General features: G+C 73.4%; 13 protein-coding genes. 8 read left to right on the forward strand and 5 right to left on the reverse strand.

Features of this window, described 5'->3' with window-relative positions:
- Window positions 1-38 precede the first annotated feature (38 nt).
- The 3 genes from Nocox_RS40245 to Nocox_RS40255 are packed head-to-tail and all read left to right on the forward strand — an operon-like array spanning window position 39 to window position 2885.
- Window positions 39-956: a fumarylacetoacetate hydrolase family protein gene (locus tag Nocox_RS40245; RefSeq protein WP_020543224.1), complete on the forward strand. Its 918-nt coding sequence runs from the start codon at window positions 39-41 to the stop codon at window positions 954-956.
- A gap of 4 nt (window positions 957-960) precedes the next feature.
- Entirely contained in the window at window positions 961-2025 is a 1065-nt protein-coding gene (locus Nocox_RS40250; RefSeq protein WP_020543225.1) for a maleylacetate reductase, read from the forward strand.
- Entirely contained in the window at window positions 2022-2885 is an 864-nt protein-coding gene (locus tag Nocox_RS40255) for a dioxygenase family protein (RefSeq protein WP_020543226.1), read from the forward strand. Before Nocox_RS40250 ends, Nocox_RS40255 begins: the two co-directional genes overlap by 4 nt.
- Before the next feature lie 137 nt (window positions 2886-3022).
- On the opposite strand, the gene Nocox_RS40260 is transcribed toward Nocox_RS40255, so the two are convergent.
- On the reverse strand, window positions 3023-3280 hold the full coding sequence (locus Nocox_RS40260) for a hypothetical protein (protein ID WP_020543227.1): 258 nt from the start codon (window positions 3278-3280) through the stop codon (window positions 3023-3025).
- A 69-nt stretch (window positions 3281-3349) separates the two neighbouring features.
- On the opposite strand from Nocox_RS40260, the gene Nocox_RS40265 reads away from it, so the two are divergent.
- The 4 genes from Nocox_RS40265 to Nocox_RS40280 are packed head-to-tail and all read left to right on the forward strand — an operon-like array spanning window position 3350 to window position 7471.
- A complete protein-coding gene (locus Nocox_RS40265; protein WP_020543228.1) occupies window positions 3350-4354 on the forward strand; it encodes a hypothetical protein in 1005 nt (334 codons plus the stop codon).
- Complete coding sequence (locus Nocox_RS40270) at window positions 4354-5256, forward strand: TRAFAC clade GTPase domain-containing protein (protein ID WP_020543229.1); 903 nt, start codon at window positions 4354-4356, stop codon at window positions 5254-5256. Before Nocox_RS40265 ends, Nocox_RS40270 begins: the two co-directional genes overlap by 1 nt.
- Complete coding sequence (locus tag Nocox_RS40275; protein WP_020543230.1) at window positions 5253-6299, forward strand: hypothetical protein; 1047 nt, start codon at window positions 5253-5255, stop codon at window positions 6297-6299. Before Nocox_RS40270 ends, Nocox_RS40275 begins: the two co-directional genes overlap by 4 nt.
- Window positions 6299-7471: a hypothetical protein gene (locus Nocox_RS40280; protein WP_026214346.1), complete on the forward strand. Its 1173-nt coding sequence runs from the start codon at window positions 6299-6301 to the stop codon at window positions 7469-7471. Before Nocox_RS40275 ends, Nocox_RS40280 begins: the two co-directional genes overlap by 1 nt.
- Before the next feature lie 44 nt (window positions 7472-7515).
- On the opposite strand, the gene kynU is transcribed toward Nocox_RS40280, so the two are convergent.
- Together kynU and Nocox_RS40290 are read right to left on the reverse strand one after the other, a co-directional pair.
- Entirely contained in the window at window positions 7516-8772 is a 1257-nt protein-coding gene (gene kynU / locus Nocox_RS40285) for a kynureninase (protein WP_020543231.1), read from the reverse strand.
- 31 nt (window positions 8773-8803) lie between these two features.
- On the reverse strand, window positions 8804-9616 hold the full coding sequence (locus Nocox_RS40290) for a tryptophan 2,3-dioxygenase (protein ID WP_020543232.1): 813 nt from the start codon (window positions 9614-9616) through the stop codon (window positions 8804-8806).
- Window positions 9617-9762: 146 nt separating this feature from the next.
- Here Nocox_RS40290 and Nocox_RS40295 point away from each other — a divergent pair, with 146 nt between their 5' ends.
- Window positions 9763-10200 (forward strand): Lrp/AsnC family transcriptional regulator, encoded by a 438-nt coding sequence (locus Nocox_RS40295; protein WP_020543233.1) that lies wholly within the window; start codon window positions 9763-9765, stop codon window positions 10198-10200.
- Here Nocox_RS40295 and Nocox_RS43515 read toward each other — a convergent pair.
- Together Nocox_RS43515 and Nocox_RS40305 are read right to left on the reverse strand one after the other, a co-directional pair.
- The gene (locus tag Nocox_RS43515) at window positions 10184-11308 is read right to left on the reverse strand and encodes an alpha/beta hydrolase (RefSeq protein WP_020543234.1); all 1125 of its coding nucleotides are present in this window, start codon (window positions 11306-11308) and stop codon (window positions 10184-10186) included. The two genes, Nocox_RS40295 and Nocox_RS43515, sit on opposite strands and share 17 nt — an antisense overlap.
- A gap of 60 nt (window positions 11309-11368) precedes the next feature.
- On the reverse strand, window positions 11369-12808 hold the full coding sequence (locus Nocox_RS40305) for a PI-PLC domain-containing protein (RefSeq protein ID WP_033409036.1): 1440 nt from the start codon (window positions 12806-12808) through the stop codon (window positions 11369-11371).
- Window positions 12809-12957 lie beyond the last annotated feature (149 nt).

The following is a 12957-nucleotide window of genomic DNA, read 5'->3' on the forward strand; positions in this document are numbered from 1 at the left end:
GCACGTCCACGAGCTTCCTTCTGAAGGGTTTGAGTCTGTTGCGCATCGCCAACGTCGACGGACGGGCGTCGATCATCGTCGACGGCTCCGCGTACGTCGACATCGCCGAGCAGTCGTCGGGCCGGTTCGGGCCGGGTCCGCGGTCGGTCCTGGAGGACTGGGCGGCGTTCAGGGACTGGACTGAGAACGCCGACCTGGGCGCGGGCCGGCCGCTCGATCCCGCGCTGCTGCGCGCGCCGGTGGACGAGCCCCGCCAGGTGTTCGCCATCGGCATGAACTACCTGGACCACGCCGGCGAGATCGGCAGCGAGCCGCCGGAGTCGCCGAGCGTCTTCACGAAGTACCTGTCGTGCCTGAGCGGGCCGTACGAGCCGATCAGGCTCATCGACGGCTGCTGCGACTGGGAGGTCGAGGTCGTCGCGGTCGTCGGCCGGCACGCCTACCAGGTGCCCGCCGAGCGGGGGTGGGAGCACGTCGCGGGCCTCACCGTGGGTCAGGACATCTCCGAGCGGTCGCGGCAGACCGCGGGCCCGATGCCGCAGTTCAGCCTGGCGAAGTCGTTCCCCACGTTCGGCCCCATCGGTCCGTGGCTGGTGGCCGCCGACGACCTGCCGGGCCGGGACCGGCTCGCGCTCGGCTGCTCGGTCAACGGCGAGGTCGTGCAGAGCGGCAGCACCGCCGACCTCGTCTTCTCCATCCCTGAGCTGATCTCCCGGCTGTCCCACATCCTGCCGCTCATGCCGGGCGACCTGATCTTCACCGGCACTCCCGCCGGGGTGGGCGCGGGGCGCAGCCCGCAGCGGTTCCTGCAGCCGGGCGACGTGGTGGAGTCCTGGGTGGACGGCATCGGGCGCATGCGCAACGTGTGCGTCGCCGGAGCCGGCGCGGCGGCGGTCCCGGCCACGGCTCCGGTCACGGCTCCGGTCACGGTGGCCGGCAGCGAGCCGGTCAGGTAGCCCGGTGGTGCGCGACTTCGAGCGGGACGACGGCGGCCTGCGGGTGGTGTTCGGGACGGGCACGCTGGCCCGGCTCCGCGACGAGCTCGACCGGCTCGGCGGCCGGCGGGCGCTGGTGCTGTCCACGCCGCGGCGCGGCGAACTCGTCTCCCGTGTCGTGGCCGGGCTGGGCGGGGCCGCCGCGGGGGTGTTCGATGGTGCCGTCATGCACACGCCCGTCGAGGTGACCGAGGCCGCGCTGGCGCGGGCCGCCGAGGCCGGCGCCGACTCGGTGGTGTCGGTGGGCGGCGGGACGACGACCGGGCTCGGGAAGGCGGTCGCGTACCGGCTCGGGGTGCCGCACGTCGTGCTGCCGACGACGTACGCCGGGTCCGAGGTCACGCCCGTGCTCGGGGAGACCGCCGGGGGGCGGAAGACGACCACGACCGACCCCGCGATCCGCCCCGACACCGTGATCTACGACGTGTCGCTGACCACGGGCCTGCCCTGGCCGGTGACGGTCGCCAGCGCCGTCAACTCGATGGCGCACGCCGTGGAGGCGCTCTACGCCCCCGGCCGCACCGGCGCGACCGACCGGATGGCGACCGAGTCGATCGCCGCGCTGGCGACCGGCCTGCGGCAGCTCGCCACAGGCTCCGGGGAGGCGCGGGCGGAGCTGCTGTACGGCGCCTACCTGGCCGGGCTCTGCCTCGGCGCCGTCGGGATGGGGCTGCACCACAAGCTGTGCCACACGCTCGGCGGCTCCTTCGGCCTGCCGCACGCGCCTCTCCACACCGTGGTGCTGCCGTACGCGATGGACTACAACGCGCCGGCCGCGCGGGAGGCGATGCGCGCCGTGGCCGGCGCTCTCGGCGTGGCGGACGCCCCGGCCGGTCTCCAGCGGTTCACCCGCTCCCTGGGCGGGCCCGCCGACCTCGCCGGGCTGGGGTTCGGCGAGGCCGACGTGGACCGGGCGGCCGGGCTCGCGACCGAACGGCCGTACCCCAACCCCCGCCCGGTCACCCGCGACGGCGTCGCGGACCTGCTGCGCCGGGCGCTCACCGGGCAATCGATCGGAGGACCACGATGACCACGACCCCTGACGAAGCGGTCGAGCGGGCGGCGGACGAGCTGACGCGGACGGTGCTGGCGAGCTTCGACGGCGCGCCGGAGCGGCTGCGTACGCTCGCCCGCGGCCTCGTCTCCCACCTGCACGCCTTCGTGCGCGAGAACGACGTCACCGACGAGGAGTGGCGGTACGCGATCGGCTTCCTCACCCGGACCGGGCACATCACCAGCGACGTTCGCCAGGAGTTCATCCTGCTCTCGGACGTCCTCGGCGTGAGCAGCCTGGTCGACGTCCTCGGCAACGCCCGCGCCGCCGGGGCCACGCCGTCGGCCGTGCTCGGCCCCTTCTACGTCGAGGGCCCGCCGGAGCTGCCGCAGGGCGCCGACATCTCGGGCGGCCTCGACGGCGAGCCCGTCCTGGCGGACGTCACGATCACCGACACCGCGGGCGTTCCCGTCGCCGACGCCGTGGTGGACGTGTGGCAGGCGAACAAGGACGGCTACTACGACGTCCAGCTCCCGGACCAGGAGGGGCCGGTGCTGCGGGGGCGGCTGCGCACCGACGCCGGCGGGCGGCTGAGGTTCTGGACGATCCTGCCGGCGCCGTACCCGATCCCGGACGACGGGCCGGTGGGCGAGCTGCTGGCCGCCGCGGGCCGCCACTCGATGCGCGCCCCGCACCTGCACTTCATGATCGCCGCGCCCGGGCGGCGCACGCTGGTCACCCAGCTCTTCGTGGAGGGCGGCGACTATCTCGACTCCGACGCCGTGTTCGGCGTGAAGGAGCCCATCATCGTGCCCTTCTCCGAGCAGGACGACCCCGCGCCCGACGGGCGGCCTGGACCGTGGCGGCGGGTGGAGTTCACCTTCCGGCTGGCCTGATATCCCGGCCTTTCACGAATAATTCTCACGATTTACGTCACTCCCTCCGTTTTCCTGCGTGGCACTTGCCGAAAAGGGCGACAAAGAGCCATTCTGACGTGGGGTCCGGGGGGAGGACGGTCATGGCGGATCCGCTGTCAGGTGCGTTGATCCTGGGGAAACTGATAGACGCGACCATTGGCGTTGTCTCCGGTTACGCAGGGGAAAAAACGAAAAATGCGGCTAATGCCCGCATTCGGCTGGAAAATCAGGAATTCGAGCGCGAAAAACTCGCCATCGGCCAGACGTACGCGCACGAACTGGAGGCGAGACGCGCGGCCTACCAGGCCGACCAGCAGCGCGACGTCCTCGCCGCCGAGCGGCTCAGAGCGCTCGAACAGCACCAGCGCGACCACTACCCGATCGCGGAGGGCCCCGGCCAGTTACGCAAGGCGCTGACGCTGAGCCGGAGGAACAACCCGCAGGTGCTCACGGTCCTGCTCTGCCCGCCCGACAACGAGGACCCCAGCAGCCCGACCTGGTCGGGCCTGCGCCAGCGCGTCTACGACAACCTGATGACCTACCAGAACCGCGGCCTGGTGATCCTGCGCAAGGTCGACCGGCCCTTCCACTGGGTCAACCACGACCTCTACACCATCGACCTCTACGGCATCCCCACGCTCATCGTGCAGTTCAGCGTCGACCACAAGCGCCTCGGCATCCACCTCGGCGGCTGCCACGTCAGCGCCGAGACCGTGCACGAGATGAGCAGGGTGCACGCGATGACCTTCCCCAGCCTGGACGAGTGGAGCAAGGACACCTCCGCCCTGGCCGGCCTCGCCGCCGAGCCGCCCGCCGACGAGCACGACCTGCTCGAACTCAACCACGACCTGGCCACCCGCCTGGTCACCATCTGCGTGGTCGTCGCGGTCGACACCTACTACCTGCAACGCCGCCGCGCCTACGTCGAGCAGTTCGACGAGGCCGTCGCCGCCGCGGGGATCTTCGGCGACGACTGGCCCGCCGACCTCGGCGTGAACTCCGCCCTGGTCGCCGACCCCGCCTTCCACCTGCTGCACCGCGCCCAGCGCAAGGTCAGGAGAGGGCTGAAGGACGAGGCGATCGAGGACGTCAACCGCGCGCTCCGGGTGCTGAGCGGCGTCAAGAGCGAGGCCGAGCGGAGGGCGCTGCGGCTGATGCGGGAGGCCCTCGGCAGCGCCTCCACCGAGGAACACCACAAGGCCAAGCTGCGCGAGGTGTTCGAGAGCTTCCCCGAGCACGACCAGCTCCGCCTGGAAAGCCTGGACCTGCTCAGCGAGAGCCTGCTCACCGACCAGGGACAGCCCGAGGAACCGGCGGCGGAGTCACCGGCGGAGCCGGTCGCGCTCCCGCCGGCGCCCGTGTCCCCCGTGCCGCCCCCCGCGCCGCGGCCCTTGCTCGGCCGCAGCGGCTGGACTCAGCGAGCCAACCGCAATCCCCTGGACGACTGATGAACATCGTGATGCTCGGCCACCCCAACGCCGGCAAGACCACCTACATGTCGTCCATGTACAAGCTCATGGCGGCCGACGGGTTCTACGGGTTCCGGGTGCGGGCCAAGTCCAACGCCGACCACTACCAACTCATGTCGGCCGCCGACCGGATCGGCAGGGGCGAGTACCCCGCGCCCTCCGACCGGCACTCCGACTACGAGCTGACCTTCCGCCACGGGGCGAGCGAGCTGCTCGACTTCCTGTGGCGCGACTACCGGGGAGGCGCGCTGCTGGACCGCAGCACCTCCGAGGACACGCGGCGGCTGCTCGACGACCTGGAGGCCGCCGACGCGATCGTCCTGTTCATCGACTTCGTCGACCTGCAGCGCGGCCGCGCGGCGAGGGAGAAGGTGCGCAGGCTGACGACGTTGCTGTTCCAGGCCCTGTCCGGCCGCGACCGGCTGACCCCCATCGTCGTCGTGCTGACCAAGGCCGACCTGGCCGACCCCGACCGCGACGACGGGATCGAGGTCCTCTATCCGCTCCTGGAGGCCGTGTCGGACAACAGGCTCGTCGTCTGCCTACCCATCGGGGTCGCCTGCGGGCCCCGCCCGCAGAACGTCGAGGTCCCCGTCCTGTTCTGCCTCTGCTTCGGGTTGATGTCCCAGGTCTACTTCCTCGGCGCGCTGATGCAGCAGAGCGCCGCCACCGGCGACAGGTACAGCCGCGGCGACACCTGGTGGAACCGGGTCAGGAGCGGCTGGAACGGCGAGCTGAGCAACCGCGAGCTCGCCTCCCTCGCCTATCAGAAGGCCTACGTCGAGCAGCAGGCCCTGCTCACCCTGCTCGGCCCCGCCCAGGCGCTCGAATCCTTCCTGGCGGAGAACTTCGTCCTGCTCGGTGGAGGTGTCAACTCATGACAGAGGGAATCCCGCAGATCCAGGTCACGATGCTGGGCGGCACGGGCAGCGGCAAGACCACCTACCTGATCGGGATGTACGCCCACCTGTCGGCGGGTCTGCAGCGGTTCTTCCTGACCGCCGACGACCCCGACGTGGACCTGGACCTGTCCACCGCGTGGAGCGCCATGGTGGAGGACGGCATCCTGCCGCCCCCGACGAGCGCCGAGGACCTGCGCGTCTACCCCTTCACCTTCCGGTACGGGATGGACCCCCTGCTCACGCTCGACTGGATCGACTACAGGGGCGGCGCCATCCGCGACCGCAGCGGCACCGGCGACACCGACGCCGTCCGCGCCCGCCTGGCGGAGTCCGACAGCGTCTACGTCACGCTCGACGGCGCGCTGCTCGCCGACTACCTCGCCGGTCACGGCAACGCCGCCGTACGGCTGCGCGACGTGGTCGGCCGCTACTCCAGGACCATCTCCGACATCGCCGACAAACGCCGCGACCAGCAGCTCATCCCGCCCTCGCTCGTCGTGCTGATCACCAAGGGCGACCTGCTCAAGCACGTCCTGACCGGCGACGGACTGACCCGGCGCAGGCAGCTGACCGCGCTGGTCAGGGACGACCTGTTCTCCCAGTACTTCAGACAGGACTGGGACACCGCCGTGTGCGCGGTCACCATCGGCGACATCGGCCGCCCCACCAACCAGCGGGTCGACACCCAGGCGGTGGACCCGGCGGGGCTGCACAAGCCGATGATCTTCTCGCTCTTCTCCTTCTACCGGCACGCGAGCAGGGTCTTCACCTATCAGGCCGACCTGGCCAAGCAGCAGGGCGCCGAGCGGGCCAGCGAGTACCAGTCGATCAACTCCGGCCGGATGCGCCGGCTGCTCGGCCGCAAGAAGCTGGCCGAGCTCAACACCGAGATCAACCAGTACGGAGGGCTGGCCACCTCGATGGCTCAGCTCGCGGGAGAATGCCAGTATCGAGCGGACATCCTCCAGGGCGAACTGCTCGACACGTCGATGCACATCGACGGGCGATGGATGGGAGACTGATGCCGGTCCCATGGATGCCGATCGTCTACGGCAGGACACGCAGGGTCGACCGCTGGTGGCGGGTGCTGCCGTCCTCCATCGATCCCGAGTGGGCGCGCTCCAGCGTGTCGGCCGTGGTCAGGGGCGGCAAAGGGCTGGCCGCCGGGCCGCGTCTCCTCCTGGCCCGCGACCGGCGCCTCGTGATGGTGGGCGGCGCCGTCCAGGCGGCCGAGCTGAGCCGCACCATGCACTCCGACGGCCAGCGCGAGCTCTACTGCTTCGTCGGGTGGGTGGCGTCCGCGGACGCGCCGGTGCCGTCGGCCGAGGCGTTCGAGCGCGGCTTCGTGACGTGGGCGGGCCCCGTGTACGAGCACTGGATGGCCCTGGACTGGGACCTGCACCAGGCGCAGCTGGAGTCGGTGCGCGACGGTCCCCCCTCTGATCCGCCGTGGGGCGCCGAGGACGAGGAGCCGCCCGCGCGGGCCCCGGGCGAGCCGGGCGCGGGCTGCTACGCCTTCCCCGAGGACCAGCGGTCCCTGGCATGGGACCTCGGCAGGTCGGCGGTCGCGCCGATCACGGTCATCATCGGACTGAGGTCGCTGCACGACGTGGACGCGGCCAGAAGGCTGCTCGTCGCCGCCGCCGACGTGCCGCGCCCGATGTCCGTCGAGATCGCCCCGCCCGCGCCCCGCCCGTCACCGGGGCTGTCCAGCCCCTTGCCCCGCCCATCACCGGGCTCGTCCGGCCCCCTGTCCCACCCGTCGCCGGGCTCGTCCGGACCCTTGTCCCGGCCGGGGCCGGGCTCGTCCGGTCCGCTGCCCCGCTCCGCGCCGTCGGCTCGGCCCGCCGCGCGGGGAGGTTCCGGGCCGGCGTCCGACCTCTGGGGGCTGGTGGGCCGGGTGCAGCCGTCCGCCGAGCCGGGGGCGCCGCCGCCCTCAGCTCAGGGCTCGCCGCCATCGCCCGACGAGGGGCGGCAGCCCGGGTTCCTCGACCGGATCCAGCGGCGGGCCCGCACGATGTTCGCCCCGCGCGAGCGCCGCGCGGCGGAGTCCCCCCAGCCCGCACCCGAGCCGCGCGCGGATCCGCAGCCGCCGGTCAGGCCGCCCGGCGGTTCCTGGCCGGCCACCCACCTGCCGCCCATCGAACGCCCGCGCTCTGATCCGCCCGAGCCTCAGGAGCCGGAGGACGGCTGACGCCGCCGCCCGCCCCGACCGCCCGGGTGACCGCCGTTCCGGCCTCAGCCGGTCAGTTCGGCGGCGAGGGCGCGGGCGGCCCGCCAGCAGTCGTGGTACGTCGAGTACAGCGGCACCGGCGCGAAGCGGATCACGTCCGGGTTGCGCACGTCGGCGAGCACCCCGTGCCGGGCGTGCAGCCGCCCGGCCAGCCCGGCCGCGTCGCCGGCGGCGACCCGCACCGAGAGCTGGGCGCCGCGTCGCGCCGGGTCGGACGGGGTGATCAGCTCGATCGGGCCGCCGTCCATCGGGGCGAGCAGCGACTCCAGGTAGCCGGTGAGCCGGCGGCTGCGGGCGCCGAGCTCGGCCATGCCGGCCTTGGCGTGCACGGCGAGCGCGGCCCGCAGCGCGGCCAGGCCGAGGATGGGCGGCGTGGAGACCTGCCAGGCGTCGGCGGCGGGCACGTGGTCGCGATCGGGGCGCATCTCGAAGCGGACCCGTTCGTCGGTGCCCCACCAGCCGGTCAGCCGGGGCAGGGCGGGGTCCGCGCCGCCGGTCAGGTGGCGAGCGTGCACGAAGCAGGCGCCGGGGGCTCCAGGACCGCCGTTGAGGTACTTGTAGGTGCACCAGACGGCGAAGTCGGCGTTCCAGTCGTGCAGGGAGAGGGGGACGTTCCCGGCGGCGTGCGCGAGGTCCCAGCCGGCCACGGCTCCCGCCTCGTGCGCGGCGGCGGTGATGCCGGGGATGTCCAGCAGTTCGCCGGTGAGGTAGTTGATCCCGCCGAGCAGGACCAGGGCGACCCTGCCGCCCTCGGCCGCCAGGTAGGCGGGGATGTCGGCGGCGGGCAGCCGGACGACCGTGCGGGCCGGGTCGAGCCCGTGCCAGGCGGCCTGACCGGCGACCGCGTACGAGTCGGACGGGAAGGCGGTGTCCTCGATGACGATCCGGACGCGCTCTCCCTCCGGGCGGTAGAACGTGGCCATCAGCAGGTGCAGGTTGACCGTGAGGGCGTTCATGACCACGGTCTCCTCGGGACGCGCGCCCACCAGGGCGGCCATGTCGTCGCGGAGCAGCGCCGGGTAGCTCACCCACGGCCGTTCGGCGGCGAACCACGCCTCGACGGCCTGGCCGGACCACTCGGCCAGCTCGGCCTGGACGGCCGCGGCGGCGTCCTTCGGCTGCAGGCCCAGGGAGTTGCCGGCGAAGTAGGCCGTCTCCGGGTAGGGGGCGCCGGCCGGGGCCGGCGGGATCAGGAACTCCGCGCGGCGGCCGGGGTCGGCGGCGTCGGCGGCGAGGGCGTCCTGCTCGGGGTGGGTGTTCACGGGTTCTCCATCACGCCAGGGGGTCGGCACGTCAGACCAGGGTGCGGGCCGACCAGAGCTCGGGGAAGATCTCGCGGCGCAGCGACCGTTCCAGCCAGCTCGCGCCGCTCGACCCGCCCGTGCCCATCTTCGCGCCCATCGCGCGCCGGACCACCACCAGGTGGCGGGTCCGCCACGCCATGAAGTTCTCGGCGAGGTCGGTCAGCGCCTCGCCCAGTTCCCAGAGCTCGTCGCCCGGGCCCTCTTCGGCGTACACGCGGGACCACGCCTTCTCCACCTGGGGGTCGGGCTCGTACGGCCGCGCCGGGTCGCGCGTGAGCACGGCCTCGGGGACGTCGTGCCCGCGGCGGGCCAGGGCGGAGAGGGCGGCGTCGTACAGGCTGGGCGCGCGCAGGGCCGCCAGCAGCGCGCCGTGGGCCTCGGGGTCGCCGCGGTGCACCTGGACGAGGGACGGGTTCTTGTCCCCCAGCAGGAACTCCACCTCGCGGTAGAGCGCCGACTGGAACCCGGAGCCCTCGCCGAGCGCCGGCCTGAAGGCGTTGAACTGGCGCGGCGTGAGCCGGTTCAGCGGCCGCCAGGCGGCGTTCACCACGTCCAGGTACGCCGCCGCGCGCGCGATCACCGCGGTCGCCGGGGGCAGCTCGGGCTCGCCGAGCAGCTCGACGGCCAGGCGCAGCTCGGTGCGCACCAGGCCGAAGTACAGCTCCATGACCTGCGTGGTGACCAGGAACGCGGGCTCCTCCCTGGTGGCGGTCCGCGGGCCGGGCAGCGCGCGCAGGGTGGCGGTGCCGACGTACTCGTCGTAAGGGGTGGCGTGCGCGAAGCGCAGTCTCGGGGCTGCCATCACTCCTCCTCGTTCACCTCAATGTTCGCTTTCGTACGAACGGGGCCGAAAGGGCGGACCAAAGGTGATGAGGCAGGATGGCCTTACGTTCGAAAGGCGATCCCGGGTTTGCCTTTCGCCGCTGCCGAGAGTGACGGATGGATGCCATGGACGCGATGGACTGGGCGATCCTCGGCGAGCTGCAGGCCGACGCCCGGCTCTCCTACAGCGAGCTGTCACGGCGGGTGCACCTGTCCGCCCCTGCCGTGGCCGAGCGCGTACGGCGGCTGGAGGAGACCGGGGTGATCTCGGGCTACCACGCGCACGTGGACCTCGGCCGGGCCGGGCGCACGGTGCGGGCGCTGATCAGGATGGACTGCTACGGCGCCCGCTGTGTGCTGCGCCACGAGGAGGTGCTGGCCCGGCCCGAGATCGTCCAGGTGTACCGGGTGACCGGGGACACCTGCTGCCTGCTCGTGGTGGCGCTGGACTCGATGACCGACTTCGAGCGGCTGATCGACGGGCTGTCGCCGTACGGGCGGCCGTCGAGCACGATGGTGCTGTCCAGCCCCGTGGGCTGGCGGCCGGTCACCCCGCCGGCCTGAGCGCCTCCTCGACGCGGGCGGCCGTCGCGGCCCAGATGGGGGTCGCCGGGTCGATCACCGAGAAGTGGTCGCCGGGGGCCTCCAGGTAGGTGACCGGGTCCGCGGTCGCGGCGCGGGCGTAGCGGCGGTTGAAGTCCACGAGGTCCGGGTCGTCCCCGGTGCCCTGGACCACGAGCTGCGGGCCGCCCAGCGGGAGCCGGGCGAGAGGGCTGGAGGCCGCGTACACGTCGGGGATCTCGGTGCACCGGCCGCCGAGCGCCAGGGCCGTCGCGCCGCCGCTCAGGTCGCGGAGGTCGCACTCCACCAGGTCCACGAGGCCGGCCAGGGAGACGGCGAGCGCCGGGCCGCGTCCGGCCGCCCACAGGTCGGCGGCCAGGCGCAGCGCGAGCTGGCCGCCCGCCGAGTGGCCGATCACCGCGACGCGGGCCGGATCGACGTCCCCGCCGAGGGTCTGGAGGGCGGCGTACGCCTCGGCGACGTCGGACACGGTGGCGGCCCAGCCGTGCCGGTCCGGGCGGCGGTACTCCACGTTCCAGGCGGCGAACCCGCGGCCGGCGAGGTCGGCGGCGAGCGCGTCCATGAGGTCGGCGGCCCAGCGTGTCCGGTAGAAGCCGCCGTGCAGCAGCATCGCGACCGGCGCGGGCCCGGCGTCCGGCAGGAGCAGCTCCGCGTACTGGTCGGGGTGGGGGCCGTAGGCGACGCGGCGGGGGCGGCACGTCACCCGGTGCGCCGCCGCCCTGACGGCCCAGGTGAGGCCGCCGACGCCGCGGCCGTACAGGTGGAGCGCGCCGCCGGCCGGCCGCGGGCCGGTCCTCCCCAGGTCCAGCCAGACCAGCCGGTCGCGGTACGGCCGCGGCGGCTCCATCAGGGCGCGCACCTCGGGATCGGCTCCGGGCAGGGCGACGACGGCGTGCCCCGGATCGGCTCCGGCGGCGTCCAGCGCGGTCGCGAAGGACGCGGCGTCCGGCGGCACGACCAGCCGCCCTTCGGCCCCGAGCGCCGCGAACTCGCGACCGGCCAGCTCCGCCAGCAGGTCACGGTCCGCCGCGAGCCCGGCCGCGACCAGCACGGTGACCCCGGTCGCGGGGCGGGGCGGGGCGTCGGTCATGGTGCCGCCTTCCTCAGCGTCGACGCGGCCTGCGTGACGATCAGGAGACGGTGATCCCGTTCAGCGAACGGCGCCCGCCTGCGTGAGCAGGTTCCGGTACCAAGTGTCGTACGGGCGGTTCGTCGCCGGGTAATTGGCGAGGGGGTCGCTCGCCTGTGACGCCGAGTCGAAGTTCCAGCCGCGGGCCAGCCGCCCGGCCCGCCTGGCCGCGACGAGGAACGACGACTGCGTGGCGGGCGCGGCGTGGTGGAGCGCGTCCTGCTGGAGCTCGGCGCTGTCGCCCTGCTGGAACTCGGTGAAGGCGACCTGCGGGTAGCGGATGCGCTCGCCGGCGCGCCGGTCGGTGTCGACGCGCAGGGTCGTCGCCGGGGTCGGGCCGTCGGCGCCGGTCCAGACGCGCACCCGGGACGTGCCGCTGACCGCGGTGGTCTTGTCGTGGCGGGCGTCGGAGGTCTTCGCGTTGCCGGTCCAGGCGACCGTGCGCGCGGCGGGGTCGAGGACGCCGGACCAGGTCCAGTTCTGGCTGTTGCTCTGGCTGCGGTGGATCTCGTGCAGCCGGGTGCCGGCGGCGTCGGCGAAGCGGACGGTGGGCAGGACGCCGTTGTCGTACTGGCGGCTCGCCGACCAGGTGATCTCGCCGTCGGCGGCGAGGCGGCCGACGCGGTACCACAGCGTGGTGGCGTTCTGGGACTGGTGGACCTCGACCAGGTCGCCGGCGTCGTTGAGCGCCACGGCCGGGGTCACGCCGCTGTCGTAGCGGCCGTGGCGCAGCCAGGTCACGGTGCCGTCGGGGGCGTACGTGCCGCTCCAGTACCAGAGCTCGCCCGACCCCGAGTCGTGCACCTCGACGACCTGGCCGCGGCCGTTCATGGCGACGGCGGGGTTCGTGCCGGCGTCGCGCTTGTAGAGCGTGCGCGTGCGCCCATTGCCGGACAGCACCACGAGGACCCGGCCGCGTAAGCCGTCCACCGTGGGCGTGGCGGCCGGGTAGTCGGACGCGCGCAGCAGCCGGGCTCCGAAGGCGGCGGTGAGCTCCTGGTTGAGCGCGGCGAGGTTGCCCGCGGCGTAGGAGGTGTTGTCGGTCAGGTCGTCCTTGATGTCGAGGGCGACGGTGACGGGCGCGGCGGCGGGATGGGCGGCCGACCAGGCGTCGATCGTGGCGAGCCAGTCGCGCAGGAGGTTCGAGGCCGGGTTGCCCGCGTGGTCCACGAGGTCGCCGGGGGCGTCGTGGCCGATCGCGTAGTCGCGGGCGCTCGCGTAGCCGTTGTCGTGGATGTCGAGCTCGATGAAGCGTACGCCCTCGTCGAGCTGGCGGACGATCGAGCCTCTCGCGCCGTCGAGGTCGCCGGAGTAGCTGTTGTGCGTGGCGCCGAAGATCGCCGAGGTCAGGGGCAGGTCCGCCGCCCCGCTGATGGCCGCGCCCGCGGGGGCGGCGGTCAGCAGGGCGGACACGAGCGTGGCCGCGGCGAGCACGGGGAGTGCGGCTCTCGGCTGGGGCATCGGGCGATCCTCGTGGTCTGGGGGTGCCTCCAGACAACACGATCTTGGGCCTGCGGCCAACCCCTGATTTCCGCGGCCCCACAGGCTCGTGCGCGCCCTTGTGAACGGAGCGGGCGGCACGGTACAAACGACCCGAGAGAGCGCTCTCT

The organism is Nonomuraea coxensis DSM 45129 (assembly GCF_019397265.1).
Lineage (GTDB): Bacteria > Actinomycetota > Actinomycetes > Streptosporangiales > Streptosporangiaceae > Nonomuraea > Nonomuraea coxensis.